Raw genomic sequence first — 26875 nt, 5'->3', positions numbered from 1 at the left:
CTTTGTCGCCTGCTGTGCTGGTGTTCGCGGCTGCTTGGTGGCTCGCCGGCACCGATCGGCGGGTGTCACCTACGGCACGGGCCGGGTGCTCGACGAGGTCGAGTGCCCGGCCCGTGCAGTGGGATTCCTACTTGTGCCGTCCGTGCAGGAACGGGACGAGCTTGCGCAGCAGCTTCATCGTGGAGTCGGTGCGGCTGTAGCTCAGCAGCGCCATGCCCGGAACGGTGAAGCGCTGCACCGCGATCGAGTGCGGACGGGTGAACTCGCGCAGACCCGGTTCGCCGTGGATGCGGCCGATGCCGGAATCGCCGACGCCGCCGAAGGGCAGGCCAGGGATGGCGGCGAAGGCGAGCACCGAGTTCACCGAGGTGGCGCCGACGCGCAGCCTGCGCGCGATGTCCAGGCCGTTCTTCTTCGAGTAGACCGCCGAGGACAGGCCGTACTTGGAGTTGTTGGCCAGTTCCACCGCCTCGTCGACGCCGTCGACGGTGCGGATGGTGATGGTCGGGCCGAAGGTCTCCTCGGCCACCGCCTCGGAGTTCTCGTCCACGTCGACCAGTACGACCGGTTCGATGAACGGCGCCTTGACCGACTCGGGGCCGCCGAGCACCGCGGTGCCGCCGTTCTTCAGCGCGTCGTCGATATGGCGGCGCACGATGTCGATCTGGCTCGGCATGGTCATCGGGCCGTAGGCGGCCTTGTCGCCGGAGCCGGGCTTGATGTCGGTGAGGATGCGCTTGACCTCCGCGACGAACTCCTCGCGCACCGAGCGGTCGACGTAGACCCGCTCGACGCCCGCGCAGGTCTGACCGCTGTTGGCGGTGGCGCCCCAAGCGACCGCGTCCGCCGCGGCCTTGATGTCGGCGTCGGCGGCGACGATCACCGCGTCCTTGCCGCCGCACTCCAGCAGCACGGGGGTGAGCCGTTCGGCGGCGGCGGCCATGATCCGCTTACCCGTGGCGGTGGAGCCGGTGAACGCGATCTTGTCGACGTCCGAGCGGACCAGCGCCGCACCCGTGGCGCCATAGCCGTTGATCGTGCTGAACACGCCCTCGGGCAGTTCACGATTGGCTTCGGCGAACGCGTCGGCGAGGAAATTGCCGATGCCGGTGGAGTACTCGCTCGGCTTGAACACGACGGTGTTGCCCGCGGCGAGCGCGTAGGCGATGGAACCGTTCGGTGTGTAGACCGGGTAGTTCCACGGGCCGATCACGCCGACGACGCCGAGCGGGCGCTGCTCGAGCCGGGCGCTGAAGTTCGACATCAGCGCGCCAGGGGAGACCCGCTTGGGGCCGAGCACCTTCTTGGCGTTCTTGGCCGCCCAGGAGATGTGCTCGAGCGCGAGCATCAATTCCAGGAAGGCGTCGTCGAGCGGCTTGCCGTTCTCCGCGTGGATCAGGGCGCAGAATTCCTCCGATTTCTGCACCAGCTTGCTCGACCAGCGCAGCAGATGCGTGCGCCGCTCATCGAAACTCAGCGCGCCCCAGGTGGCGGCCGCTGCGCGAGCCTTGGCGACCGCGGCGGCCACCGCGGCGTCGTCGGCGATGACGTGCGTGCCGATCACCTCGCCTGTCGCCGGATTGACCGACGTCAGTGCCGTGTCGTGATCGGCCGGTTTGGTGTCGGTGGATGTCACAGTGGTTCTCCTCTTGCCGTCTGCGGTCGACGGTCGATGCGCATGTCCGAGTGGACGGGCAGCCCGTCCTCCGATGAGAGAATGCTATGCCACAACTCTCAACAGGTCACCAGCTATGCACCAATTGTCCCCGACGCTGTCGGTGGCGAGTGGGACTATCGGGATATGTGCGGACGATATGCGACCACGACCAATCCCGGCAGGCTCGCGGTGGAGTTGGATGCGCTCGACGAGACCGGCGCGGCCGACGAGAGCTCGTTCACCAATTACAACGTCGCTCCGACGACGCAGGTGCTCACCGTGGTCGAGCGGCACGACCGAGACCACGAAGACGACGACCCGAAACTGCGTATCCGGCGCATGCGCTGGGGCCTGATCCCGGTATGGACCAAAGCGGCCGAGCCCGGTGTACCGGTCAAAGGCAAACCGCTGTTCAACGCCCGCGCCGACAAGGCCGCCACCACGCCGTCCTTCCGTGACGCGGTGAAGTCCCGGCGCTGCCTGGTGCCGATGGACGGCTGGTACGAGTGGGTCGTCGAGCCGAACGGCGAGAAAGGCAAAGCCGCCAAGCATCCCTACTACATGGCCAACGCGGACGGTTCCCGTCTCTACATGGCAGGCCTGTGGTCGGTCTGGCGCGACCGGTCGCAACCGGAGAGCCGACCGCTGCTGTCGTGCACCATCCTCACCACCGACGCGGTCGGCGACCTCACCCGCATCCACGACCGGATGCCGCTACCCATGCCACGGGAACACTGGGACGCGTGGCTGGACCCGGATCACCCGGCCCCGGCGAGCCTGCTGGAGACGCCGTCCGAGGAGACGGTCGCCGCCATCGTGCCCCGCCCGGTCCCATCCCTGGTCAACAGCGTGCGCAACAACGGCCCCGAACTGCTCGCCCCGGTGGACGATCAAAAGGAAGCAGGGCAGATCACCCTGCTGTGAGCGTCGGCTGCCCCACCGCCGGATCCCGCGCCGCCGCAGGCACACGGGGCGTGTCGTGCTGGATCGGCGTGCAATCGGACATCCGCACCGCTTGAATCTCCACCACGAACGAGCGCCCGGGTCCGGCAACGGAATGGCTTGCTGCGCCCTGGTGATGGCGGCCGTGGCTCGTCCGCAGTCGGCTCAACACGTCCGAGCGGCTGCCGCGTTCGCAAGGAGTTGCGTTGCATACACGGTTTCGAGTGTGGTCCAGCCGTTGGCGGCTGGATCGGGTGCCGGACCAACCGCCTGACGCAAACGGCGTCGGCCCAACCCCCGGTTTCGAGCGAAGCGAGACCGAGCATGTTCCGTTCGCGGCCCGGCTCGTGTCCGAGTGGCCGCCGCGTAGGCGACGAAGGAGCAAGCGGCGGTCACTCGGACACGAGCCATAAAGGGGCCGCGAACACGCAGCGCCGAAGGCGCTGCAAAAAATCACAGACTGCACTTCACGCTGGGTGAAGCGATATTCAAGCCGCACTTGATGATTCCGGCGACCAAGTCGATCAGCTTGGTGGTGACATTGCCGCTCAGCTTCTCGGCTTTCCCGGACTTGTCGTCACTCTTCGAACCCTGGCCGCCGAAGTCGAACACGGAATCGCTGACCTGCGTGATCTGCGGGCTGTCCGGCGCGGCGGCTGCCTCGGGGGCGAGGAGCGTTGCCGAACCGAGAGCCAAGACGAGAGCTCCGAACAACGCGACGATCACGGTGCGCACACGCTGCTGCGTAGACATTCGCATCACATCCTCGAGTCGGGTCTATCTGGCCAGTTCAGTAACGCACAGATCGCGGTGATCGTGGCGGAATTACGCGGATGTCACGGGCGCGGTCACCGCGGCGGTCAGCCGGATCAGGTCGGCGGGCGCCAGCTCGATCTCCAGTCCGCGCCGTCCGGCGCTGCACAGCATCCGGTCCCAGGTCAGCGCCGAGTCGTCGATCACGGTGGGCAGCCGTTTGCGCTGACCGAGCGGTGAGATGCCGCCGAGGACGTATCCGGTCGTCTTCTCCGCTCGCGTCTTGTCCGCCATGCTCGCCTTCGGCGCGCCGAGCGCCGCCGCCGCGGCTTTGAGCGACAACGTGTTCGGCACCGGAAGCACGGCCACCGCGAGCGCGCCGGTGGCCAATTCGATGACCAGGGTCTTGAAGATCTGCTCGGCCGCGACTCCGAGTTCGGCGCCCAGCGCGCCGACCGCCTCGGTGCCGTAGGAGTCGGAGCGCGGATCGTGCTTGTAGGCGTGCACGCGATGGGACACCTTCGCCTGGGTCAACGCGCGGATCGCGGGAGTCGAGCCTGCTGCCATGGGCCAAACCCTAACGGCGGCTGTGACCCTGCCCGCAACGGGATTTCCTGCGAATTCGCCGGGAGCCGGTGGCGGGTGGGAACACCGGACGGGTCGCGCATGTTGTAGCCGGTACACCGCGCTCGGAATGATTTCCACCGCGTGAGCAGGCCCTATGGAGACGTGAAGGAGATGCCTGTGCCCGTGCTGCTCGATGACCGCCCGGTAGGGACCGACGTGTCCCCGACCGACGGCGGATTCTCCTTCGATGTGCCGATGCCGGTAGATTTGGCAGGTACGGCGATCGAAGGGACAGGTGTGACGAGCGACGATGACGTGGCGGCCGACGATGTCGCCGCCGTCGACGATGCCGAGCTGGCACAGCGGTTCGAACGGGACGCGCTCCCGCTGCTCGACCAGCTCTACGGCGCCGCGCTGCGCATGACCAGGAACCCGGCGGATGCCGAGGACCTGGTCCAGGAGACCTACGTGAAGGCCTACCAGGGCTTCAAGTCGTTCCGGGAGGGCACCAATCTGCGTGCCTGGCTGTACCGGATCCTGACCAACACCTACATCAACTCCTACCGCAAGAAGCAGCGCCAGCCCGCGCAGTATCCGACCGACGAGATCACCGACTGGCAGCTGGCGGCGACAGCCGAGCACACGTCGCAGGGGCTGCGCTCGGCCGAGGTCGAGGCGCTGGACGCGCTACCGGACGACGACATCAAGGCCGCGTTGCAGGAACTCCCTGAGGAGTTCCGCATGGCGGTGTACTACGCCGACGTCGAGGGTTTTCCGTACAAGGAAATCGCCGACATCATGGGCACTCCCATCGGTACGGTGATGTCCCGGCTGCACCGCGGCCGGAAGCAACTGAAGGGTTTGCTCGCCGATGTCGCGCGCGAGCGTGGATTCAACCGTTCGGGGGAACGCCAGGAGGTCAAGCAGTGAGTACCGAGCGGGACCCCGACATGGAGCTCGACTGCACGGCGGTGCTCGCCGACGTGTGGCTGATGCTGGACGGCGAGTGCGACGACGCGACTCGGGAACGATTGCAGCACCACATGGAGCACTGCAGTCCGTGTATCGAGGCCTACGGCATCGAGGAGAAGGTCAAGAGCCTGCTCAGCCGCAAATGTGGCGGTGATCGCGCGCCCGAGTCGCTGCGTGAGCGCCTGACCATCGAGATCCGCCGGACGACCGTGACCACGGAGACTTCGGTCGAGACCTCCGACTGATGGGTGCCGTCGGACGTAGTCCGTCCTCAGCCTGCGCATGGCCGGAGCGAAGGCGGAGGTACGCATAGCCCGCGAAACGCGAGCGGCACGCCTTCCTGCTGGAAGTGCGTGCCGCTTCGTGCTTGCGGGCCGAGCGTAGCGCTCAGGCGTTGGGCCGCTTGCCGTGGTTGGCCGCGTTCCCCTTGCGGCTACGCTTCTTACGTCCGCGCTTACCCATGAGTAGTCTCCCTTCTGATTGAAGGCCATTCTTTCACGTGTGGTTGGCTGTACCGTCAGCGGATGCAGGCCAACGAGGATATGGGGTGTCATGGCTGAGCAAGTACTCGCCGAGCTGGTGTCGGTCGTCTACCAGGTGGTCGCCGAGGAAGGCGACGAAGTCCAGGAGGGCGACACCCTGGTGATCCTCGAGTCGATGAAAATGGAGATCCCGGTGGTCGCGGAGTCCAGTGGCACGGTGACCTCGATCGGTGTCAAGGAAGGCGACGCGATCAAGGCGGGCCACCTCATCGCGGTCATCTCCTGATCGATTGCGGCGGTAGATCTGCATGGCGACACTGAGCGAGCTGCTGGCCGAGCACACCGACCTACCCGGCGTCGCCGTGGATCATCTGCAGCGCGTGGTGGGCGATTGGCAGTTGCTGTCCGATCTGTCCTTCGCCGATCTGCTGCTGTGGGTCGGTGCGGGACCGGTGACGGACGGCGCGGACATCGTCTGCGTCGCGCAGTGCCGTCCCACCACCGCGCCCACCGTGCACCAGGAGGACCTGGTGGGCACGGTCGCGCTGCGGACCGACCATCCGCAGGTGTTCGAGGCGCTACTCACCGGCGAGACCGTACGAGCCGACAGTGAGGGCGAGGCCTCCGGCGTCTATCACCCGCATCCGGTGCCCGCGGTCCGCGAGGCCATACCGGTGCGCTGCGGCGACGACGTGATCGCGGTGCTGAGCCGGGACACCGATCGGCAACGCTCCCGGGTGCGCAGTCAGCTGGAGAGCGCCTACGTGGCGTGCGCGGACGATCTGTGCCAGATGATCGCCGAAGGCACCTTCCCGACCACCGAGGATCGCGCGGCCACCCATTCCAGCCCGCGCGCGGGAGACGGATTCATCCGGCTCGACACCGAGGGCATCGTCGTCTACGCCAGCCCGAACGCGCTGTCGGCCTACCACCGGATGGGTTTGCAGGCCGACTTGGCAGGCCAGGATCTCGCCGTCACCACCCGTTCGCTGATCACCGACCCGTTCGATGCCCAGGAAGTGGTCGGCGACATCCAAGCCGCCCTGGCCGGGCGGACCGGACGCCGGATGGAGGTGGAGGCGCGCGGAGCCACCGTGCTGCTGCGCACCCTCGTGTTGCGCCCGCACGGTGAGCTGGCCGGCGCCGCGGTGCTCGTCCGCGACGTCACCGAGGTCAAGCGGCGCGATCGCGCGCTGCTGAGCAAGGACGCCACCATCCGGGAGATCCACCACCGGGTCAAGAACAACTTGCAGACCGTCGCCGCGCTGCTGCGCCTGCAGGCCCGCCGCACCGAGAACGAGGAGGCGCAGGTCGCGCTCACCGAATCGGTGCGCAGGGTCACCTCCATCGCCTCGGTGCACGAGATGCTGTCGATGTCGGTGGACGAAGAGGTCGATCTCGATGAGGTCGTGGACCGGCTGCTGCCGATCATGGCCGACGTGGCCACGGTGCACACCACGCGCATCAAGGTGCGCCGCGCCGGTTCGCTCGGCGTCTTCTCCGCCGAACGCGCCACCCCCTTGGTGATGGTGCTCACCGAACTGGTGCAGAACGCCATCGAGCATGCCTTCGACTCGGGCGAAAACGGCACGGTGACAATCCGTTCCGAGCGTTCGGCCCGCTGGCTCGACGTGATCATCAGCGATGACGGCCGCGGTCTGCCGCCCGGGTTCAGTCTGGAGTCCTCCGATCGGCTCGGCCTCCAGATCGTCCGCACCTTGGTGACGGCCGAACTCGGCGGCTCCATCGGCCTGCACCCCGGCGCCGACATCGGTACCGATGCCGTCCTTCGCGTTCCGCTTGGCCGTCGTTCCGGCCGCTGACCAGCGCGTTCGGGCCGTGAGCCGCAGCTCACGAGGATCACCGCGTCAAGTCGCGCTCGGCAGCGCCGCAGTTTCCCATCGCCGCGAGCAGGCGGTGCCGGATCCGTCGCCCGCGCTATCGGTCGTGCCCGCTGCGCGCTGTTGCTCGGAGGTCGCGGAATGGCGGCTTCTCGGGGGCGGTGTGCGGCTTGCGGCACGGTTACTTCCGAATGTCCGCAACGAGTGGAATGCGAGGTGTCGCACTGATTCGCGACCGTCCCAACCCGATTGGAAACCAACCACTTTCCCACAAGTTCCGCTCGTCCGCGAGTCGAACCGCGGCCCGCGCCGCGCTCTGATCCGCGCTGCCGATTTTGCCGTCCGGCGAACCGCATTGGTCGGCTTCCGGATTCGTCGCGAAGCGAGACCGGTCATTTCCAGTTCGCGGACGAGCGTGCAAAAACAACACAGCCCGGCACCTTTGGGTGCCGGGCTGAAATGCGTTACCGGGCCGGGCTGAATGGCCCGGTAAGGCCGGTCGTCTGGAGATCAGACGACGGTGCGGGTGCGGGTGCGCGCGTTGCGACGCTTGAGCGCGCGGCGCTCGTCCTCGCTCATACCACCCCACACGCCGGCGTCTTGTCCGGACTTCAGGGCCCAGGACAGGCAGTCGGCGGTTACGGGGCAGCGAGCGCAGACCAGCTTGGCATCGGCAATCTGCGCGAGCGCCGGACCACTGTTACCCACGGGGAAAAACAGCTCGGGGTCCTCATCGCGACAGATGGCCTTGTGGCGCCAGTCCATTCCTCTGCTCCTTTGCTGGGCGCCGCGCAGGGCGCCGATGGTTTGTGGTTCGTTCACTTGTGCGACTCGAATGTTTCCGCACGGTTGCTTGTGAATGCTTTCACGAACACCGTAGATGTCAATAGGCACGCGGTGCACCGTGGGGAAGCTCACGCTCTGAAGGCCCCCGCTGTGGGGAAGCCTGCCCGGTCCTTTGTACTCGCTCTATCCGGATTTCGCAGCACTAACCGCGATGTTTTTCCCGGTGTTTCGCCGCTCAGCGCGGTCTCGGCGCGACGACGGCCAGGACATCGGGCACGGCAGTGAAATCCACCACGTTGCGCTTCCCGATGAAGTCGCCATCGATTTGCAGGCCGATCGGTTCTTTGGACTCGATTCGTACGGCGGGAACGTCGTCTTCGCGAAATAAATTGCGGGACTTGGGATTCCCGTTGGCCGCCAGGAGCTGGCGTGCGAGCAGGAGCGTCGGGAGGACCGCCATGGAGCGCACCGCAAACACTCCGAGGCCCGTTTCGAACCGGGTGCCGGGGTTGGTGTGCACCGGCGTGGCATTCAGATATGTCCACGGTGTGGTGTTGGTAACGAAGGCGTAATGCACCTCGTCCACGGGCTCTCGGCCGGGAATTTCGACCCGAACGCCGGGTTCCTTGCGTTTTGCCCGGAAGAATTGTCGCACAGTTGTTCGAACATAACGTGCCGGAGTGGCGGCGCGTCCGCGGGCGCGGCTCGCGTCGATCGCCTCGCAGACGTCGGCGTCGAGTCCGACGCCTGCGCTGAAGCAGAACCAGCGGTCGTCGGCCAGCCCGAGACCGATCCGGCGATCGGCGTCCAGCGTGAGCAGGTCGATGAGCTGGTTGGTCGCGGTCACCGGGTCGGGGGAGATGCCGAGCGCCCTGGCGAAGACGTTGGCCGAGCCGCCCGGGATCACACCCAGGCGTGGCAACCAGGCTTGACCGTCGTCGAGGACGGGCAGCGGCAGGAAGCCGTTGATGGTCTCGTTGACCGTCCCATCGCCACCGTGCACGACGATCAGGTCCATCTCGTTCGTGGCTGCCCATTGGGCCAGTTCCGCGGCGTGGCCGCGATGCTGGGTATGCGCAACGGTCAGCTGAGTGCGGCTCTCCAACGCGTGCGCGAGTAGGTCCCTGGTCGCCGGTGTGGTCGAGGTGGCATTCGGGTTCACGATCAGCAGCGTCCGCACGATGGCAGCCTAGTTGGCGGCCGACCGGCCCTGGAAAAGCGGCGAGCGATGCGCCGGATGCCGTTGCCCGGCATACGCCAGGACGATGCCGCGGACCAGCGGGGCCGTAGGCTTGCCGCGTGAACGAGCGTCAGCAAGGGAAGCGAGGACACCGTGCGCTGCGGCGCACGACGGAGCCGAGCGAGGCGCGATCGTGAGCGACAAGAGCGCGGCCGCGGGAACGGCGCCGACGACGGTGCGGGCGGCCGGCGGATTGGTGACGCTCGAAGGCGTCGTCGCCGTCGGCTTCGCGATCGTGCTGGTGGTGCGGGGGCTGCTCGGGCACGACCAGTCCGCGACCAGTGGCTACGGCACGGCGGCCTGGTTCGGCATCCTCGGCGGGGCGGTGCTGGCCGCAGGCATCGGGCTCCTGCTGGGAAAACGCTGGGGTCGCGCCATCGCCGTCATCGCGCAGCTGCTGTTGCTCCCGGTCACCTGGTCGCTGCTCACCGACTCGCATCAGCCGGTCTACGGCACGGTGCTCGGGGTGGTCGCGGTCGCCGCGCTGGTGCTGCTGTTCGCGCCGCCGTCCACCCGCTGGATGGCGCAGGACTACGGCGTCGAACCGGAATAGTTCCCGGTGGCCGTGCGCAGCGCCGCGCGGCAGAGGTGGTCGGCGTGCCGGGTGGTCTCCGGTAGCCGGTAGCGCGGGGTCAGTGCCAGCACCTGTGCGCAGGCGGTGTCGAGGTCGATGCGGTGTCCCACGGAGACGAACACCGGCTTGACGCCGGTTCTGGTGCGCAACGCCCGCCCCACCACCGCTCCGCCGATGGTGATGTCGGTGGCCGCGCCGCGTTGCGGGCCCGGTTCGGCGTAATCGCCCCACACCGTCTTCGCCACGCCGATCGTCGGCACGCCGGTGAGCAGTCCGAGATGGCAGGCGAGGCCGAAGCGGCGCGGATGGGCGATTCCCTGGCCGTCGCAGACCAGCAGATCCGGTGCGCTGACGAGCTTTTCGAGCGCGGCGAGAGTGGCCGGGATCTCCCGGAAAGCCAGCAGGCCGGGCACGTACGGGAAATCGGCGACGCCGTGCGCGACCGCGGAGGCGACCGGTCGCAGGGTGCCCGCCGCCAAGACGACGACGGCCGTGGCCACGGCGCCGGTGTCGTCGTAGGCCGAGTCGAGTCCGGCCATCGTGCGGAATCGAGTACCGGGCGGGGTGACCGGAGTGACCAGCGGCCGCAATTCGTCCTGCAGGGCCATAGCCGATTCGACAGTGGTGGGCCAGGACGCGGGATCGAGCGGCGGGAACCAGGACATCCGCGCTACCGCGCGTCGGCGGCCAGCTTGCCGAGCGCGTCGCCGGCCAGCCGATAGCCCAGCCATTCGTCCTGGGCTACGGCGCCGATCGATTCGTAGAAGTCGATCGAGGGCTTGTTCCAGGTCAGCACCGCCCAGGAGACGCGGCTGTAGCCGTGCTCGACCGCTTCCTTCGCCAGGGCTGTGAGCAGGGCCTTGCCGTAGCCCTTGCCCCTGGTCTCCGGCCGGACGTAGAGGTCCTCCAGGTAGATGCCGTGCACGCCGTCCCAGGTGGAGAAGTTGAGGAACCAGATGGCGCAGCCGAGCAGCCTCGACTCGTCCGCCACCACGTGCGCGAACACCTTCGGTTCCGCGCCGAACAGCGCGGAGCGCAGCTGCTCGGCGGTGACCGTGCACTCGTGCCGTGCCTTCTCGTAATCGGCGAGGTCGTAGATGAGGTCGACCAGGCCCGGCACGTCGGACGGGACGGCGCGGCGCAGGATGGCGGCGCCGAGGTCGACGGCGGTGCGGTCGACGGCGGTGGGGTCGGTGGCGGGTCGGGTCACAGTGACGCTCCGTTGTGTACCAGGTTGTGCGTGCGAATCGTGCGCGCGTCGTGTTCGTAGCCGAGCACGGTCAGCGCGCCGGTCGACATGGCGAATCGGCGGCCCTCCCGGACGTCGAATTCGGCCCAGCGGGCGATCAGCGCGCGGGAGAAGTGGCCGTGCCCCACCAGCACGATATCCCGCTCCGGCAGCGCGGGCGCCACGTCGGCCAGCACCCGGTCGGCGCGCTCGCGCACCTGCTGTGCGGTCTCACCGTCCGGGACCGGGCCCGTCCAGATGGTCCATCCGGGCGCGGACTCGCGGATCTGCGGGGTGGTCAGTCCCTCGTAGGCGCCGTAGTCCCATTCGGCGAGGTCGTCGTCGACCACGGCGCCGGTGAGCCCGGCCAGCTCCGCGGTGCGCATCGCCCGTAGTCGGGGGCTGGTGCGCACCAACGGATTCCGCAATTTCAGCGTGGCGAGCAACTCGCCTGCCGTCCTGGCCTGTTCTTCGCCGCGCTCGGTGAGCGGGAGATCGGTGCGGCCGGTGTGCCGCCGCTGTGTTGACCAGCTGGTCTCGCCGTGCCGAAGCAGCACAACGCGGGCATCGTCGAGTGCGGACATGCCTCCATGATGGTCCACCGTTGATCATGGAGCGGCACGGTGGTCTCCCCGCGACGGTGACGAAGCGGACTACGATCCTGTCGGCCGCTCGATCTCGAGCACTGTCAGCGGCACCGGCCGCGAGACCTCGGCCTGGTAGTTCGCGAGCAACGGATCGCTCGCGGTCACCCATTGCGAGCTCGTTCGTAGTCGGCCCCCGGCCTTCCGCGCCGTGCACCGGCAGGTGGTCGATTGGTGACGTCGGAGCTCAGCGGCACCAATAGATTCGCCGCGTGCCTCAGCCGAAGGCGTGCAATTCTCCGTCGCGCAGTTCCAGCACGGTGCTCCCGATCACGGTGAGCGAGATCGGGTTTCCGGTATAGCCGGGCCGGTCCACCGGAATCCGACCGGTTTCGGTTCCCGTGGCCGGGTCGAGGACGGCGAGCGCGCCGGTGGTCGGCAGCAGCAGTTTGCCCGCCATCAGCGCGGGCGACCCGAGCGCGCCGCCCGCGGTCCACAGCGGGTCGAAAGTGCTGCCGTTCAAAGCGATCACGCTGTTCCCGGTGAAGACCAGATAGGCCGATCCGATGCGCGTGGTCGTGGCCGTCTGGCTCAGCGGCGCCGAAAGCTGATGCACCACAACGGCGTTGCCGTTCCCGTCATAGACGGCCAAGCGAGGCGGTACCGGCTCGACGCCGGTCGCGGCGGGGAAGTAGAGCACGATGCGGTTGTCGGAGACCGCGAGCACCCGTGCTTCCGTGGAATCCGATCCGGGACCGGTCAATACGTGCGAGCCGAACTCCTCCGGCACCGTGTTGTCCTTGGGAGCCGGGTTGAGCACCGTCAGCCGCTCGGCCGGGTCGGTGGGGCAGCGTTCCAGCACGGCGAGCCGAGACGGACTGGAACCCGACGACAGCAGCGTGCACCCTTTGCGCGGCTGCGTCCTGACGTTCACCGGGGCGTCGACGAAGCCGTACTCCACGGTGCGCACCAGATCCGAACGCCACATCTCCAGCCGCTGCGGCCCCTGCGCCAACAGGTAGGTGCCGTCGGCCGACAGCCGCACCTCCCGGTCCATGTAGCTGCTGCGCGCGGTGCGGCGGGCGCCGCTGTCGCCGGCCAGCATGGTGGCCTGGCTGCAGCCGCGCTCGTCGCGGTAGACCGCGATCACCATGCCGTACTGGCCCTCGACCCCGCACAGCGGCAAGTCGCGCCGGTACTTCCAGAGCTGATCGCCGGTGCGTGGGTCGCGGCCGGTGACCGTGTCGTCGTCGCCGGTCACCGCGACCCCGCCGGACACCAGCGCCCGCGTGATCGCACGGTCGGGCGCGTGCCACACCTCACGCAGCGCGGTCGGCAGCTGATCGGCCGCGACCGGGGTCGGCACCGTGGAGGACGCGGTCACCGATTCGGTGCCGTGTGCGTCGCCGCGCACCCACACCACGGCTGCCGCGATCACGACGAGAACCGCGATCGCGACTGCGGAGATGATATCGGCGCGCGTCCGCCGCTCGGGTGCGAGCACGAATGCGAGACTAGCCGATCCGGGCGGTCAGGCCGACGCGGCGGCCGCGGGCTCGGCCGCGCTCCCGGCGTCCTCCGCCGCGACGTCTCCTTCGCTCGACCGACGCCGCCTGCGCCTGCGGCGAGCGGGACGGTCGGTCGTGTCGGTCCCCTCGGCGGCGCCGTGGTCGTCCGAGGGTTCTGGGCTCGACTCGTCGGTGGCGGCGCCGTCGGTGGTGTCGCCGGTCGCCTTGCGCCGCCTGCGCCTGCGGCGGGCGGGCTTGTCGGCCGCGTCGGCCTCGGGGGCTTCCTGCTCCGTGTCGATGACCTCGTCGTCCACGGCGGAGTCGGTGTCGGCCGAATCGGTGACGTTCGTTGCGCCGTCGATCGGCTTACCGCCGCGGGTGCGCTTGCGGTTGCGCTTGCGCGGGGCGCGGGCCTGGCGTTCGACCACCACCGCGTCCGGGTCGCGTTCCGGCTTCGGCTTGCGGATCACACCGGTGATGCCCTCGGGAATGCCGAGGTCGGTGTACAGGTGCGGCGAGCGCGAGTAGGTCTCGACCGGCTCGGGGATGCCGAGGCCGAGCGCGCCGTCGATCGCCGACCAGCGGTTGAGCTCGTCCCAGTCGATCAGCGTCACCGCGACGCCGGTGCGCCCGGCGCGGCCGGTGCGCCCGATCCGGTGCACGTAGGTTTTCTCGTCCTCCGGGCACTGGTAGTTGATGACGTGCGTGACGTCATCGATATCGATGCCGCGCGCCGCGACGTCGGTCGCCACCAGCACGTCGATGGTGCCCTTGCGGAACTTGGTCAGCGCCTTCTCCCGGGCGATCTGCCCCAGGTCGCCGTGCACCGCGCCGACCGCGAACCCGCGCTCGGCCAGTTCGTCGGCCACCTTCTGCGCCGTGCGCTTGGTGCGCGTGAAGATCATCGTCGCGCCGCGGCTCTCGGCCTGCAGGATCCGCGCGATCAACTCGCCCTTGTCCAGGGCGTGCGCGCGGTAGACGAACTGCGCGGTGCGGTCGTGCACCGCCGAGTCGTGCGGCTCCTCGGCCCGGATGTGCGTCGGCCGGGTCAGGAAGGTGCGCGCCAGGGTGATGATCGGCCCGGGCATGGTCGCGGAGAACAGCATGGTCTGGCGCTTGTCCGGGACCATGCCGAGAATGCGCTCGATATCCGGGAGGAAGCCCAGGTCGAGCATCTCGTCGGCCTCGTCGAGCACCAGCACGCCGATCTTGCCGAGGATCAGGTGCTGCTGGTCGGCGAGGTCCAGTAGTCGGCCCGGCGTGCCGACCACCACGTCGACGCCCGCGCGCAGCGCCGCGATCTGCGCCTCGTAGGGGCGGCCGCCGTAGATCGACGCCACGCGCAGCGGCCCCTGATGGTTGGTCAGGTACTTGCTCGCGTTCTCCAGGTCCTGGGTGACCTGGATGCACAGCTCGCGCGTCGGCACGATGACCAGCGCGCGCGGCGTGCCGTCCAGCGGCGTCGTGCCGGATTCCGCGGTGGCGATCCGGTGCAGCAGCGGCACGCCGAATCCGAAGGTTTTACCCATGCCGGTGCGTGCCTGACCGATGAGATCTTCTCCCGCGAGCGCCAGCGGAAGGGTCAGTTCTTGAATGGCGAAAGTACGTTCGATTCCGATCTCGCCGAGTGCGCGGACGATTTCCGCGCGCACGCCCAATTCGGCGAAAGTCGGGGCGGTATGCGTTGCGTCCAGTTCGGCCGTCAACAGGGTCTCCGCCAGACCTGGTTCCTGATCGACTGTGATCTTGCTCAGGGTTCGTGCCTTCCTCGTAATCACGTCCCGCGCGCACGAGGTGGGGCGGACCGGGCGGTCCACGACGACCACGACTCCGCAGGCGATACTTCACCCGGCCACGCTCCGGATGCCGGGCGCCTGCCACAAAAGCGGCGGCTACCTCGCAAAACATCGGCGCGGCGCACTGGTGACGCGGATTGGTGCGCGCACATTTTCCTGTCCAACGAAAACTTCGCACTCGAAACCGGTCGGCAGTCGCAGCGGCGTCCCCGCGGTGTGCGTGAGCGCGACGTCCGGCGACTCTGTCGAGCGAAACTTTCCGTTGTCCGCCGCGATTGTAGCGTGATATTGTGCCGCGTTCGAATTGCCACCACGGCGCGCTATCGAAAATGCTGCGGACCCGCAGCGCGCTTTCGCCGTGCAGGGCGCCCACGTACGCTGCGCCACATGGGAATTCATCCGGCGCGGCAAATCTGGGCGACGCTCGAACCGCTACACGATGTCGTCTATTTCGGAACCGGCGTCAAGGAGGCGGGCGTCGGGGTCGGATTGCGCGGCTACTGGCAGACCTACTTCGCTTTCCGCGCGGCGCCGCTGGGCGCGGTGACGCCCGCTACCGTGCAGGCGGCTTTCGCCGGATTCCACCCCGGCATGGTGCGTCGCGCGCTGCCGGAGGCGTGGGAGCGGGCGACGCCGCAACGCTGCCTGGCCGCTCGGCTCGAGCTGGCCACCGGTCTGCTGCGCGGCGTCGGCGCGGGTGACGCGGTGTCGGCTCGCGCGGTCGAGCTGCTGGCGCCGGTGCAGCGTGCCGCCGATCCGACGGGGCGGGCGCTGTTCGCCGCGAACGCGGCCTTGCCGCTGCCCGCCGACCCGGTGGCCGCGCTGTGGCAGCTGGCCACCTCCCTGCGTGAGCATCGCGGCGACGGCCATGTCGCGGCCCTGGTCACGCACGGTCTCAGCGGACGCCATGCGCTGGTCGCGCAGGTGGCCGCGGGCAAGGCGCCCGAATCGGTGATGCGGCCCGCGCGCGGGGTGTCGGAAGCGGAATGGGCGGACGCTTTCGACGAGCTGCGGGCCCGTGGGCTGGTCGCGGGGGAGCCGGTCACTCCGACTCTCACCGGCAGCGGCGCGGAACTGCTGGCCGCGGTAGAGGCCGAGACCGACGAAGCGGCGTGGACCGGTGCGCTCGCGGTGTTGTCGGCCGACGCGATCACGGAGCTGGCCACCTCGCTCGCGCCGCTGGTGCGCAGCGTGCAGGAGTCGGTGGTTCCGCCGCTCAACCCCGTCGGCATGGGGCCGCGGTAGCGCGGCGGGCAGTTGCCTGTTACCGGCGGTACCGACATGTGAGACTCTCTTCGCTGTGAGCCTTGCCGACACTGTCACCATCGCCGCGCGCAACGCCTGGGCGCTGACCTTCGGCTCCGGCATCGAGGCGCCGGACCCGACCTCCGCGACGATCCTGTGGGACCAGCCGCACCGGCAACTGCGGCGGTTCGAGCGCGCGGAAGGGGATGCGGCGGAAGCGGATTCGGCCGTCCTGCTGGTCCCGCCGCTCGCCGCGCCCGCCACCTGTTTCGATCTGCGGCCCGGCCAGAGCCTGGCGCGCTTCCTGCTGGAGATCGGCCGCAGCCCCTACGTCGTCGACTACGGCGAGATCACCTTCGCCGACCGGCGCATGGGCTTCGAGGACTGGATCGACGACATCCTGCCCGAGGCGGTGCTGCGCACCAGCGCCGACGGCGACGGGCGCGCGGTGGATCTGGTTGGCTGGTCGCTCGGCGGCACGCTGGCATTGCTGACCGCCGCGGCGCACGCCGAACTGCCCATCCGGTCCGTCACGGCCGTCGGCTCGCCGCTGGACTACGACCGGATGACCGGCGTGCCGCAGCTGCGCGCGGTCGCGAAACTCACCGGTGGCCGCGGCACCTCGACCGTCATCCGCGCGGCCGGTGGCGTTCCTGCGACACTGACTCGAATCGGCTACAAGGTCACCGCCTGGGATCGTGAGCTGACCCGGCCATGGTTCGTCGCGAGCAATATCGCGCGGACCGAGGCGCTGGCGAAGATGGAGTCGATCGATCGGTTCATGGCCGAGATGCCCGGATATCCGGGTCGTTTCTACGGTCAGCTGTGGGGCCGGTTCATCCTGAACAACGACATCGGTCGCGGTGTCGTGCGGCTCGGCGAGCGCCGGATCGAGTTGGCGAACGTGACCGCGCCGGTGCTGCTCGTCGGTGGGCCGTCCGACGTGATCACCCCGGCTCCCGCCGTCGAGGGGGGTGTGCGCCTGCTCACGGGAGCGGCCATGGTCCGTTACGAGACCGCGCCCGGCAGCCACCTCGGCATCCTGGCCGCGCCGACCGCACGTGACACGACATGGAGTTACCTCGAGAAGTTCCTTGCCGAGACCTCCTGAGTCGCGGTGAGTATTACGCTGGGGCGCATGGGAGCACAGTCACCTGCCGCGTTAGGTGTTTCGTCGACCGACCCAGCAAGCCTTTCCATCCCCGCGAGCCATCCCGGCGTGACCGACCTGTTCGCGGTGCTCGCCTACGGCGAGATATCCGCCTTCTACCGGCTGACCGAGGAGGCCAAGCTGTCGCCGTCGCTGCGGGGCAAGGTGGCGGTCGCGAAGATGGCCGCGGCCGAGATGGAGCATTTCAAGACGCTGGAGTCCGCGCTGGCCGCGCGCGGCGCAGGCGTCTTCGACGCGATGGCGCCGTTCGTGCGCGCGCTGGACGACTACCACGCGTCCACCGACCCGTCGACGTGGCTCGAGTCGATGGTGAAGTTCTACGTCGGTGACGGCATCGCCGCGGACTTCTACACCGAGATCGCGGGCGCGCTGACCCCCGACGTCGCCGCGGTGGTCCGCGATGTGCTCGCCGAGACCAGGCATTCCGAGTTCGTCGTAGAGGAGGTACGCCGGGCGGTCACCGAGAGCCGCTCCGAGCGCGACCGGCTCACGCTGTGGGGCAGGCGGCTGCTCGGTGAGGCGATCACACAGGCGCAGTTCGTCATGGCGCAGCGCGACGAGCTGACGGATCTGGTGCTCACCGCCACCGGCGATCTCAACGGCATCGCCGCGTTGTTCGAGCGGATGCAGGACAGCCACGCCGAACGCATGGCGGTTCTCGGCATCTGAGCTATTCGTTCGCCGCGCGGTTGGGCACCAGCCGCAAACCGGGCGCGTGGATGCTCGCCCGGTCGATCAGCCAGACCACGACGCTCTGGTCCCTGCGGTCGGCTTCCAACATCTCGAACGGGACCTCGACCATGCCGTGTACGGGATGGTCGAGGTGCAGCGTGCCGGAGCCGGGCGCGCCGACGCGATGCGGCTTCCAGCGGCCGGCGAAATCGGGGAGTCCGCGCAGCGCCTCGATCGTCTCGAGCAGCGCCGCATCGCCGGGCCAATGGAGTTTGGCGCGGCAGAGGGCGGCGGTGAAGGTGTCGGCGGCTTCCTCCCAGTTGCGCAGGACGCGCCGCGCGGCGGGATGCACGAAGGTGTACCAGGCGAGATTGGGCTGATCCGGTCCGTCCAGCAGGCCCAGCGGGGCGACGAAATCGGCCCACGCCTGGTTCCAGCCCAGCACGTTCAGTCTGCGGCCGACCACGAAGGCCGGTGTCGGCTGCAACGCGTGCAGGATCGTCTCGATCGTCGGGGCCACTTGCTCCGCGGCGGATTCGCTCCCGGGGCAACGGGTTTCGTTGCCGGAGGTCATCGCGAGCATGCCGAAGTACTGGCGGTCGTCGCCGCGCAGCAGCAGCGCGTCGGCCAGCGCGTCGATCACCGCGAGCGACGGATTGGTGTCGCGGCCCTGCTCCAGCCGGGCCAGGTAGTCGGCGCTGACGCCCGCGCGCACCGCGACCTCCTCGCGACGTAGCCCGGGTGTCCGGCGCCGGCCGCCCTCGGGCAAGCCGACATCCGACGGCCGCAGTTCGGCGCGCCGGGCGATGAGGAACTCCGCGAATCCGTTGCTTGCCATAGATCCCATCGTGCCCGGTCCGAGGACGGTTATCCGCGCCCTGTCAGGTCCAGGATAACGGCGGTCTGGCTACCGGACCGCGGTCCGGTCATTGTCGGAAGCATGACATCTACCTCGGAATCCACCACGCTGAAAACCGGTTCGTGGGCACTCGACGCCGCGCACTCCTCGGTCGCCTTCACCATTCGCCATCTCGGCATCTCCAAGGTCCGTGGCGGATTCAACCGGTTCGAGACCGAATTCGTGGTCGACGAATCGGGCGCGGCCACCGTCGGCGCGACGATCTACCTCGACTCCTTCGACACCGGAAACGCCGATCGGGACGCGCACATCCGCACCGCCGATTTCCTCGACGTCGCCAATCGCCCCACGCTGACCTTCCGCGCCGACCATCCCGTGGTCGTCGCCGAGACCTTCGAGGTCGAGGGGCAGGCCACGCTCGGCGCGATCACCAAGCCGGTCACGCTGGAGGTCGAGTGGGGCGGTGTGCAGGACTTCGGTCCCACCGGCGACCGGCACGCGGGTTTCTCCGCCACCGGCACCATCAAGCGCACCGACTTCGGCGTCGGTGGAGCTCTGCCCGGCATGCTGAGCGACACGGTCAAGATCGAACTGGAGATCCAGCTCGTCGAGCCCAAGTGAGCGCCCCCGGCGGCCCGCACTAGCCTTGGAACCGACAGCACAGGACTCTCAGGTTCGGAGGTTGGCCGTGGAGGTCAAGATCGGTATTTCGGATAGCCCGCGCGAGCTGGTGATCAGCAGCGCGCAGACCCAGGAAGAGGTCGAGGCGCTGGTGTCCGGTGCGCTCGGCGGCGACGATGGCGTCCTGACGCTCACCGACGAGAAGGGCCGCAAGTTCCTGATCCAGGCTTCGAAGGTCGCCTACGTCGAGATCGGCTCGACCACCGGCGGCCGCGTCGGTTTCGCCGCCGTCTGACTCCCGGCTTCCCGCCGAAACGCAGCGAGCCCCTGCCCCCGATCGGTCGGGGGCAGGGGCTCGCTCGTCGTCGTGACCGCGCTCAGTCGATCGGGTGCAGCGGCACGTGCTTCAGGCCGCCCCAGGCGAGCGAGACGGTGGTGTCGACCGCCTCCTCCTTCGGGATCGGCCGATCGGCCTCCAGCCAGTACCGTGCGGTGAACTGGCTCGCGCCGACCAGGCCAACGGCCAGGATGCGGGCCCGGTAGGGATCGAGGCCCGAGTCGTGCGCGACGAGGTCGAAGACCGCGTCCACACAGGCCTCGGTGGCCTGCTCGACGCGGCGCTGCACCTGCGGCTCGCTGGTCAGGTCGGACTCGAAGACCAGGCGGAAGCCTTGCATCTCGTTGTCCACGAAATCGAAGTACGCCTGCACCGCCGCGCGCACGCGCTGCTTGTTGTCGGTGGTGGAGCGCAGCGCCTGGCGCACGCTGGACACCAGCATGTCGACGTAGTTCTGCAGCACCGCGAGATACAGCTCGAGCTTGCTGGTGAAGTGCTGATACAGCACCGGCTTGCTCACTCCGGCGCACTGCGAGATCTCGTCCATGCCGGCGGCGTGATAACCGCGCTGCACGAAGACTTCGCTTGCCGCCGCGAGTAGCTGTAGACGTCGCTCGTCGCGCGGAAGCCGGGTACCGCGTTTGGCGGGCTCGGACGACGATCTACGGGACGTCATCCGGTCCACGAGGTCAGTCATTTCGGCTCTCCCAGTCGATTCCCCGGCAAAGGGGTGTGCACCGGGTTATCTCAAGAACGATACCCGGTTGTCGCCCGCCCGCGGATCGGGGCCGGGCAACTGGTGCCACCCGGAGACACATTGTCGCACCGACGGGCCCGCTGGTATGCCCGCAGGTGGGGATTCGCCGCTGTGAGACGCTGGTGAACGTGACCGACCGACCGGAAAGACCCCCCGGCGGGCGGCGCGGTGCGCGTCGCCCGGCTGGCTCCGGCGCGCCCGGTTCCGTAGGGTCGGACGGCGTGGCGAGAACCTGGCCAGTGGCGCGATCCGGTGAGGCGGCTCGGACCGGCGCAGCCAAGCGGTCCGGGGCGGGCGGCGGGTCGCCCGGCCGGGAGACAAGTAAACGCGTGCGCGGCAAACCGCCTGAACCTCCTGCGCCCCAGCCGGATTCAGCCTTGGCGCAGCTCGAACACGATGGCGCCGAGGTCTACGATCCGCTCGGTCTGTACTCGCACAAGGCCGAGCGATCCCACCAACCGCTGCGCGCCCGCTGGGATCCCACCGCTCCCGACGAGGGCAGGACGAGGTCGCGTCCCGAGCGGGATGCCAAGAAGCAGAGCGCACTGGGCAGATTCGTCTCGACCTACGGCTGGCGGGCGTACGCGTTGCCGGTGCTGGTCGTGATCACCGTTCTGGTGGTGGTCGACGCGATCCGCGCCACCGACGACATCAACGCCGCGGGCTCGGATCCTGGGCTCGGTCGACTCAGTCCGGCCACCGCGACCGCGGGCATCATCGGCGCTCCGCCGGGTGACGGGCAGTTTCCCACCGACCTGCCGACCGGGGCTCTTCCCGAAGGCGGCGCCTTCGCCGAGTCCGGTGCGGGCGTCTGGCATGTAGTGCCCGGCACGACCGCCCAGATCGGCACCGGCACCGCGACCGCCTTCCGCTACACCGTGGAAATCGAGAACGGCGTGGACACTTCCGGCCTGGGCGGGGACGAGGCCGTCGCCAAGATGATCGATTCCACGCTGGCCAACCCGAAGAGCTGGACGCACGACCCCAAGTTCGCGTTCCGCCGGGTCGACCAGGGCGAGGTGGACTTCCGCGTCTCGCTCACCTCACGGGGATCCAGCCGCAAGGAATGCGGTTACGACATCCCGATCGATACCTCCTGCTACAACGCCGACGATCGCCGCGTCGTGCTGTCGGAGGTCAGGTGGGTGCGCGGCGCGCTCGCGTTCGAAGGCGATATCGGGTCCTATCGGCAGTACCAGATCAACCACGAGGTCGGCCACGCCATCGGCTACCACCAGCATCAGGCGTGCGACACCGACGGCGGGCTGGCGCCGGTGATGATGCAGCAGACCTTCGGCACCCGCAACGACGACATCGCCGCCCTCGATCCGCACGGCGTGGTCCCGATGGACGGCAAACGCTGCCGCTTCAACCCCTGGCCCTACCCCCGGGGATAGTGATTGCGCCGAAGGGGTGGTTGTCGCGGTGCGGCGGGTATACGGAACGATGGGCGGGAAGAACGGCCCGGTCGTCGGTGTTGCACTGTTGAACCAACCCGCCGAGGGCGTCATACCGCCGCAGCGATCGGCCAAGCGATTCGAGGAGTCCTGGACGTGTCATCACCGAAGTCCCTGCCGCCACTTGTCGAGCCGGCCGCGGAGCTGACCAGGGATGAGGTAGCCCGCTACAGCCGACACCTGATCATCCCCGATCTCGGCGTGGACGGGCAGAAACGTCTGAAGAATGCCAAAGTGCTGGTGATCGGCGCGGGTGGCCTCGGATCGCCCGCCCTGTTGTACTTGGCCGCCGCGGGCGTGGGCACGCTCGGCATCGTCGAGTTCGACGAGGTCGACGCCTCGAACCTGCAGCGTCAGGTCATCCACGGCGAATCCGACATCGGCCGCCCGAAGGCCGACAGCGCGCGCGACTCGATCCTGGAGATCAACTCCGGCATCGATGTGCGGTTGCACAAGATCCGGCTGGAACCGGAGAACGCGGTGGAACTGTTCCGCGAGTACGACCTGATCGTCGACGGCACCGACAACTTCGCCACCCGATACCTGGTCAACGACGCCGCGGTGCTGGCGGCCAAGCCGTACGTGTGGGGCTCGATCTACCGCTTCGAGGGCCAGGTCTCGGTGTTCTGGGAGGACGCCCCGGACGGGCGCGGCATCAACTACCGCGACCTGTACCCGGAGGCCCCGCCGCCCGGCATGGTTCCCTCCTGCGCCGAGGGCGGCGTGCTCGGCGTGCTGTGCGCGTCCATCGGTTCGGTGATGGTCACCGAGGCGATCAAGCTGATCACCGGCATCGGTGAGCCGCTGCTCGGCCGTCTGATGGTGTACGACGCACTGGACATGAACTACCGGACCATCAAGCTGCGCCGCGACCCGGAGCGTCAGCCGATCACCGAGCTGATCGACTACGAGGCGTTCTGCGGCGTTGTGTCCGAGGAGGGCCAGGCGGCCGCGGCCGGGTCCACCATCACCGCGCGCGAGCTAGAGGAGCTGCTGGCGTCGGGCAAGGACATCGAGCTGATCGACGTGCGCGAGCCGGTCGAGTGGGACATCGTGCACATCGAGGGCGCGAAGCTCATCCCGAAGGACCGCATCCTGTCCGGTGAGGCGCTGTCCGAACTGCCCCAGAACCGTCCGATCGTGCTGCACTGCAAGACCGGAGTGCGCTCCGCCGAGGCCCTGGCCGCGCTCAAGCGCGCGGGCTTCTCCGACGCCACCCATCTGCAAGGCGGCGTGATCGCCTGGGCCAACCAGGTGGACAAGTCGCTGCCGGTGTACTGAGTCACGGCGCGCCGGAGGCGCGCCGAAATCGACGCAGCGTAGCGTACGGCCGTGACTTCTGTGGAACCTCCCGAGCATGTGCGTGCCACGTTCGGTCTGCGCGAAGTGACCCCGGTTTCGCTCGGCGACTGGGAAGGCGGCTGGCGCTTGGGCGACGTGGTGCTCAGTCCGGTCACCGATCACGCGCGTGCGGCGTGGTCGGCGAAGGTCCGTGAGGCGTTGAAGGTGGACGGCCTGCGGCTGGCCCGTCCGGTGCGGGCGACCGACGGTCGCTATGTGGTGTCCGGCTGGCGCGCGGACACCTATCTGGAGGGCATGCCCGAACCGCGACACGACGAGGTGGTCTCGGTGTCGCTGCGCCTGCACAAGGCGACAGAGAAGCTGGAGCGTCCGCGCTTCCTCGCTCAGCCGCCGGTGGTGCCGTGGGTGGACATCGACGTGTTCGTCGCGGCCGATCGCGCCGCCTGGGAGCCGGTGCCGCTGCGCAGTCTGCGCGCGGGCGGCGCGTCGCTGTCGACCTCCCCGGACGGGCGGCGCAGCATCGAACTGATCGGCCAACTGGCCACCCTCCGCAAGCCGGTGCAGTCGCCTCCGCAGCTGGTGCACGGCGACCTGTTCGGCACCGTGTTGTTCGCGGGCGCGCAGACCCCCGGGCTCACCGACCTCACCCCGTACTGGCGGCCGGTGCCCTGGGCAGCGGCGGTGGTCGTGGTGGACGCACTCTCCTGGGGCGGCGCGGACGACGGCTTACTCGATCGTTGGTCGGACTTGCCGGAGTGGCCGCAGATGTTGTTGCGCGCGGTGATGTTCCGGCTCGCGGTGCATGCGCTGCATCCGCGCTCGACCCCCCAGGCGTTCCCCGGTTTGGCGCGCACGGCGGATATGGTGCGTCTGACCCTCTGAGGCTTTCCCAGGCAACGCAGTCCACCCCACAGCGCACGACTCGTGCGATTCGTCGGGGCAGCTCACCCAGGGTTCGGACGGACGTGTCGGCAATTTCCAATGTCGGGAATGCCCGATACTTGCGGTAACGCACGTGCGCCGCATGTGCCAGGAGACTCTCGCCGAGAGAGGTTACGGATGCTGTTTGTTGTCCCGCGGGGACGGGCCGTGGAGATCGCGCGGAGTGGAGGGCGTGCATGACGACCCTTGCCGACATAGACCTCCCCGACCTTCCGCATCCCGACTACGCCAGTGGCGGTCTCAACGCGGTGGTCGACGTGGCGAATGTGTACATGCAGAACGCGGTCATGCTGTTCGCGTCCGGCTGGGATGGCGGGCAGCCGGACATGATCGCTTGGCTGGGGGACAAGAAGCTGCTGAGCGCGGACGGCAAAAAGCTCACCAAGGATGGCGCCCAGACGCTCGAACCCGGATCGTCGGTGCTGGTCGACGGCTACGACAAGCAGCGCGGTGCGTTCGTGGACAAGACGTCACAACTGCAAGCGCAGAACGACGGCGTGAACGAACGCGCCATCGCGAGCTTCGACACCTCGAACAAGGCGTTCCAGGATGTCAAGGAGATCGTGAACGGGCTCGTGACCGAGCTGAGCCGCAAGCCCGGAGAGCACCAGCTGACCCGGCTGCCCGATGGCAACTTGCACCTGACCCCCGCCGAGGAGAACCGGCTGCTACAGCTGATCTTGGAGGGCGTGGACCGTGTGCACGACACGATCGAGGACGCGGACAGCGGCATGCGACGGGACGCGGGCAACATCTATCAGATGATCCCGGACCTTCCGCGCAACCCTTACGGCAATGCGCCGGATGCCGGGTCACTTGCTCCGTGGGCGCCGACCGCCAGCAATGCCACCTGGACCCGTGGAACCGGAACCCCGGACGACATCATCGCGAAGGCGCGGGAGCAACTGGCGCTCGGTGTCGCCGAGATCGGCGGCAACAACGTCCCGATGTTCCGCGGCCCGGACGGCAAGCTTTACAAGGCCCCGTACAACATCAATGACGCATGGTGCGCGGCTTTCTCCACTTGGACGTGGGATCAGGCCGGTTACAACGTCCATTGGACCAACCCCAACTACGTGCCCGCCGTCTGGAACGACGCCAAACACATGGGCTTGGCGGCGAATATCTCGAGCGCGCAAAAGGGGGACATGATCATCTTCGACTGGGAGGGCGACGGAACCCCCGACCATGTCGGAATCGTGGAGTCCGTGGATCCCAGGACCGGCCGGATCACCACCATCGAGGGCAATTCCAGTGATCAATTGAAATCCAACAGCTATTCCATGAACGCGGGATCGCTCGTCGGCGTGGTCAAGCCGCCGTCCAACCAGGCAAGAGCGTCCTGACGGTACCGGCGCACCGCGCACGGGCCATTGCGACAGCTTCGTGCGCGGCGCGCCGATCAATGTGCGGCAGGATCAGCTCGAGAGGTCGTTGACCGAGGCGGACTCATTGCCGGACAGCTTGATTCCCAAATTGGCGGCGGTGCGATCCACCTCGTCGTCGGCGTGCTGGAATTCGATGGCCGAGCCCGCCGACAGCACTTCGACGTTGAGGCACAGCGACTGGAGTTCCTTGAGCAGGACCTTGAACGATTCCGGAATGCCCGGCTCCGGGATGTTCTCGCCCTTGACGATCGCTTCGTAGACCTTCACGCGACCGACCACGTCGTCGGACTTGATGGTCAGCAGTTCCTGCAGCGTGTACGCCGCACCGTAGGCCTGCATGGCCCAGCACTCCATCTCACCGAAACGCTGACCACCGAACTGCGCCTTACCACCCAGCGGCTGCTGGGTGATCATCGAGTACGGGCCGGTCGAACGCGCGTGGATCTTGTCGTCGACCAGGTGGTGCAGCTTCAGGATGTACATGTAGCCGACCGCCACCGGGTACGGGAACGGCTCACCCGAACGACCGTCGAACAACGTCGCCTTACCGTCCGCCCCGACCATGACCTCGCCGTCGCGGTTGGGCAGCGTCGAGGACAGCAATCCGGCGAGTTCTTCCTCGCGGGCGCCGTCGAAAACCGGTGTCGCGAGATTCGTATCCGGGGCCGCCGACAACAATTCGTCGGGCAATCGTTTCGCCCAGTCGGGACGAACCCCGTCTGCGAGCTGAATGTTCCAGCCCGTTTTGCCGATCCAGCCCAGATGGGTTTCCAGGATCTGGCCGATGTTCATACGACGCGGCACACCGTGGGTGTTGAGGATGATGTCGACCGGGGTACCGTCCGGCAGGAACGGCATGTCCTCGGTCGGCAGGATCTTGCCGATGACACCCTTGTTGCCGTGACGGCCCGCGAGCTTGTCACCGTCCTGGATCTTGCGCTTCTGCGCCACATACACCCGCACCAGCTCGTTGACACCCGGCGGCAGATCGTCGTCGTCCTCCCGGGAGAACACCCGGATACCGATCACCTTCCCGGACTCACCGTGGGGCACCTTCAACGAGGTGTCACGCACCTCACGCGCCTTCTCACCGAAGATCGCCCGCAGCAACCGCTCCTCCGGCGTCAGCTCGGTCTCACCCTTCGGAGTGACCTTGCCGACCAGGATGTCACCGTCCCGCACCTCCGCACCGAT

The 26875-nt window shown here is 68.2% G+C and carries 27 protein-coding genes and 1 pseudogene; 15 read left to right on the top strand and 13 right to left on the bottom strand.

Features of this window, described 5'->3' with window-relative positions:
• Positions 1 to 127: 127 nt before the first annotated feature.
• On the bottom strand, positions 128 to 1636 hold the full coding sequence (locus ABZW96_RS21680) for an aldehyde dehydrogenase family protein (protein ID WP_355077108.1): 1509 nt from the start codon (positions 1634 to 1636) through the stop codon (positions 128 to 130).
• Positions 1637 to 1801: 165 nt separating this feature from the next.
• Here ABZW96_RS21680 and ABZW96_RS21675 point away from each other — a divergent pair, with 165 nt between their 5' ends.
• Entirely contained in the window at positions 1802 to 2581 is a 780-nt protein-coding gene (locus tag ABZW96_RS21675; protein WP_355077106.1) for an SOS response-associated peptidase, read from the top strand.
• A 471-nt stretch (positions 2582 to 3052) separates the two neighbouring features.
• On the opposite strand, the gene ABZW96_RS21670 is transcribed toward ABZW96_RS21675, so the two are convergent.
• Both ABZW96_RS21670 and ybaK read right to left on the bottom strand, forming a co-directional pair.
• Positions 3053 to 3334, bottom strand: a complete 282-nt coding sequence (locus tag ABZW96_RS21670) for a hypothetical protein (RefSeq protein ID WP_355077104.1) — start codon at positions 3332 to 3334, stop codon at positions 3053 to 3055.
• A 90-nt stretch (positions 3335 to 3424) separates the two neighbouring features.
• Positions 3425 to 3919: a Cys-tRNA(Pro) deacylase gene (gene ybaK / locus ABZW96_RS21665; RefSeq protein WP_355077102.1), complete on the bottom strand. Its 495-nt coding sequence runs from the start codon at positions 3917 to 3919 to the stop codon at positions 3425 to 3427.
• 297 nt (positions 3920 to 4216) lie between these two features.
• On the opposite strand from ybaK, the gene ABZW96_RS21660 reads away from it, so the two are divergent.
• From ABZW96_RS21660 to ABZW96_RS21645, 4 genes are all read left to right on the top strand, one after another.
• On the top strand, positions 4217 to 4849 hold the full coding sequence (locus tag ABZW96_RS21660) for a sigma-70 family RNA polymerase sigma factor (RefSeq protein ID WP_051021205.1): 633 nt from the start codon (positions 4217 to 4219) through the stop codon (positions 4847 to 4849).
• A 20-nt stretch (positions 4850 to 4869) separates the two neighbouring features.
• Positions 4870 to 5136, top strand: coding sequence for a mycothiol system anti-sigma-R factor (gene rsrA / locus ABZW96_RS21655; RefSeq protein ID WP_355077366.1), 267 nt, complete (start codon positions 4870 to 4872; stop codon positions 5134 to 5136).
• A 307-nt stretch (positions 5137 to 5443) separates the two neighbouring features.
• A complete protein-coding gene (locus ABZW96_RS21650; protein ID WP_355077100.1) occupies positions 5444 to 5659 on the top strand; it encodes a biotin/lipoyl-binding carrier protein in 216 nt (71 codons plus the stop codon).
• A 22-nt stretch (positions 5660 to 5681) separates the two neighbouring features.
• Positions 5682 to 7196, top strand: a complete 1515-nt coding sequence (locus ABZW96_RS21645) for a histidine kinase N-terminal domain-containing protein (protein ID WP_355077099.1) — start codon at positions 5682 to 5684, stop codon at positions 7194 to 7196.
• Between the two features lie 528 nt (positions 7197 to 7724).
• On the opposite strand, the gene ABZW96_RS21640 is transcribed toward ABZW96_RS21645, so the two are convergent.
• Positions 7725 to 7979: a WhiB family transcriptional regulator gene (locus ABZW96_RS21640; RefSeq protein ID WP_011211115.1), complete on the bottom strand. Its 255-nt coding sequence runs from the start codon at positions 7977 to 7979 to the stop codon at positions 7725 to 7727.
• 256 nt (positions 7980 to 8235) lie between these two features.
• On the bottom strand, positions 8236 to 9180 hold the full coding sequence (locus ABZW96_RS21635; RefSeq protein WP_355077097.1) for a diacylglycerol kinase family protein: 945 nt from the start codon (positions 9178 to 9180) through the stop codon (positions 8236 to 8238).
• Positions 9181 to 9373: 193 nt separating this feature from the next.
• On the opposite strand from ABZW96_RS21635, the gene ABZW96_RS21630 reads away from it, so the two are divergent.
• The gene (locus tag ABZW96_RS21630) at positions 9374 to 9793 is read left to right on the top strand and encodes a hypothetical protein (protein WP_039800324.1); all 420 of its coding nucleotides are present in this window, start codon (positions 9374 to 9376) and stop codon (positions 9791 to 9793) included.
• On the opposite strand, the gene ABZW96_RS21625 is transcribed toward ABZW96_RS21630, so the two are convergent.
• The 5 genes from ABZW96_RS21625 to ABZW96_RS21605 all read right to left on the bottom strand — a co-directional run bounded on the left by ABZW96_RS21625 (position 9772) and on the right by ABZW96_RS21605 (position 14909).
• Positions 9772 to 10479, bottom strand: coding sequence for an endonuclease V (locus ABZW96_RS21625; RefSeq protein ID WP_355077095.1), 708 nt, complete (start codon positions 10477 to 10479; stop codon positions 9772 to 9774). The two genes, ABZW96_RS21630 and ABZW96_RS21625, sit on opposite strands and share 22 nt — an antisense overlap.
• Positions 10480 to 10484: 5 nt before the next feature.
• Complete coding sequence (locus tag ABZW96_RS21620; RefSeq protein WP_355077364.1) at positions 10485 to 10961, bottom strand: GNAT family N-acetyltransferase; 477 nt, start codon at positions 10959 to 10961, stop codon at positions 10485 to 10487.
• 59 nt (positions 10962 to 11020) lie between these two features.
• Positions 11021 to 11626 (bottom strand): acid phosphatase, encoded by a 606-nt coding sequence (locus ABZW96_RS21615; protein ID WP_355077093.1) that lies wholly within the window; start codon positions 11624 to 11626, stop codon positions 11021 to 11023.
• Between the two features lie 277 nt (positions 11627 to 11903).
• A complete protein-coding gene (locus ABZW96_RS21610) occupies positions 11904 to 13130 on the bottom strand; it encodes a hypothetical protein (RefSeq protein ID WP_355077091.1) in 1227 nt (408 codons plus the stop codon).
• Between the two features lie 27 nt (positions 13131 to 13157).
• Positions 13158 to 14909, bottom strand: coding sequence for a DEAD/DEAH box helicase (locus tag ABZW96_RS21605; protein WP_355077362.1), 1752 nt, complete (start codon positions 14907 to 14909; stop codon positions 13158 to 13160).
• 408 nt (positions 14910 to 15317) lie between these two features.
• On the opposite strand from ABZW96_RS21605, the gene ABZW96_RS21600 reads away from it, so the two are divergent.
• From ABZW96_RS21600 to ABZW96_RS21590, 3 genes are read left to right on the top strand one after another with little or no spacing between them, the layout of a single operon-like run.
• Positions 15318 to 16175, top strand: coding sequence for a hypothetical protein (locus tag ABZW96_RS21600; protein ID WP_355077089.1), 858 nt, complete (start codon positions 15318 to 15320; stop codon positions 16173 to 16175).
• Positions 16176 to 16230: 55 nt separating this feature from the next.
• Positions 16231 to 17286: an alpha/beta hydrolase gene (locus tag ABZW96_RS21595; RefSeq protein ID WP_355077087.1), complete on the top strand. Its 1056-nt coding sequence runs from the start codon at positions 16231 to 16233 to the stop codon at positions 17284 to 17286.
• Positions 17287 to 17313: 27 nt separating this feature from the next.
• Complete coding sequence (locus tag ABZW96_RS21590) at positions 17314 to 18015, top strand: ferritin-like fold-containing protein (RefSeq protein ID WP_355077085.1); 702 nt, start codon at positions 17314 to 17316, stop codon at positions 18013 to 18015.
• 1 nt (position 18016) lies between these two features.
• On the opposite strand, the gene ABZW96_RS21585 is transcribed toward ABZW96_RS21590, so the two are convergent.
• Positions 18017 to 18856 carry a helix-turn-helix transcriptional regulator gene (locus ABZW96_RS21585; protein ID WP_355077084.1) on the bottom strand — a complete coding sequence of 280 codons (840 nt, stop codon included), beginning with the start codon at positions 18854 to 18856 and terminating at the stop codon, positions 18017 to 18019.
• Between the two features lie 102 nt (positions 18857 to 18958).
• On the opposite strand from ABZW96_RS21585, the gene ABZW96_RS21580 reads away from it, so the two are divergent.
• Positions 18959 to 19498, top strand: coding sequence for a YceI family protein (locus ABZW96_RS21580; RefSeq protein ID WP_355077082.1), 540 nt, complete (start codon positions 18959 to 18961; stop codon positions 19496 to 19498).
• Positions 19499 to 19565: 67 nt separating this feature from the next.
• A complete protein-coding gene (locus tag ABZW96_RS21575; RefSeq protein WP_355077360.1) occupies positions 19566 to 19793 on the top strand; it encodes a DUF3107 domain-containing protein in 228 nt (75 codons plus the stop codon).
• 82 nt (positions 19794 to 19875) lie between these two features.
• Here ABZW96_RS21575 and ABZW96_RS21570 read toward each other — a convergent pair whose 3' ends face one another.
• Positions 19876 to 20532, bottom strand: coding sequence for a TetR/AcrR family transcriptional regulator (locus ABZW96_RS21570; protein WP_039800303.1), 657 nt, complete (start codon positions 20530 to 20532; stop codon positions 19876 to 19878).
• A gap of 485 nt (positions 20533 to 21017) precedes the next feature.
• On the opposite strand from ABZW96_RS21570, the gene ABZW96_RS21565 reads away from it, so the two are divergent.
• From ABZW96_RS21565 to ABZW96_RS21550, 4 genes are all read left to right on the top strand, one after another.
• Positions 21018 to 21989 carry a DUF3152 domain-containing protein gene (locus ABZW96_RS21565; protein WP_355077358.1) on the top strand — a complete coding sequence of 324 codons (972 nt, stop codon included), beginning with the start codon at positions 21018 to 21020 and terminating at the stop codon, positions 21987 to 21989.
• A gap of 156 nt (positions 21990 to 22145) precedes the next feature.
• Positions 22146 to 23330 carry an adenylyltransferase/sulfurtransferase MoeZ gene (gene moeZ / locus ABZW96_RS21560; RefSeq protein WP_355077079.1) on the top strand — a complete coding sequence of 395 codons (1185 nt, stop codon included), beginning with the start codon at positions 22146 to 22148 and terminating at the stop codon, positions 23328 to 23330.
• A gap of 51 nt (positions 23331 to 23381) precedes the next feature.
• Entirely contained in the window at positions 23382 to 24233 is an 852-nt protein-coding gene (locus ABZW96_RS21555) for a TIGR02569 family protein (RefSeq protein ID WP_355077077.1), read from the top strand.
• 236 nt (positions 24234 to 24469) lie between these two features.
• Positions 24470 to 25639, top strand: coding sequence for a CHAP domain-containing protein (locus ABZW96_RS21550; protein WP_355077075.1), 1170 nt, complete (start codon positions 24470 to 24472; stop codon positions 25637 to 25639).
• 72 nt (positions 25640 to 25711) lie between these two features.
• Here ABZW96_RS21550 and ABZW96_RS21545 read toward each other — a convergent pair.
• Positions 25712 to 26875 (bottom strand): annotated as a pseudogene (locus ABZW96_RS21545) (DNA-directed RNA polymerase subunit beta); the annotation flags it as partial.

The sequence above is a fragment of the Nocardia sp. NPDC004168 genome, from assembly GCF_040610355.1.
In the GTDB taxonomy this organism is placed as follows: domain Bacteria; phylum Actinomycetota; class Actinomycetes; order Mycobacteriales; family Mycobacteriaceae; genus Nocardia; species Nocardia sichangensis.
This window is presented reverse-complemented; position numbering and strand designations above follow the sequence as displayed.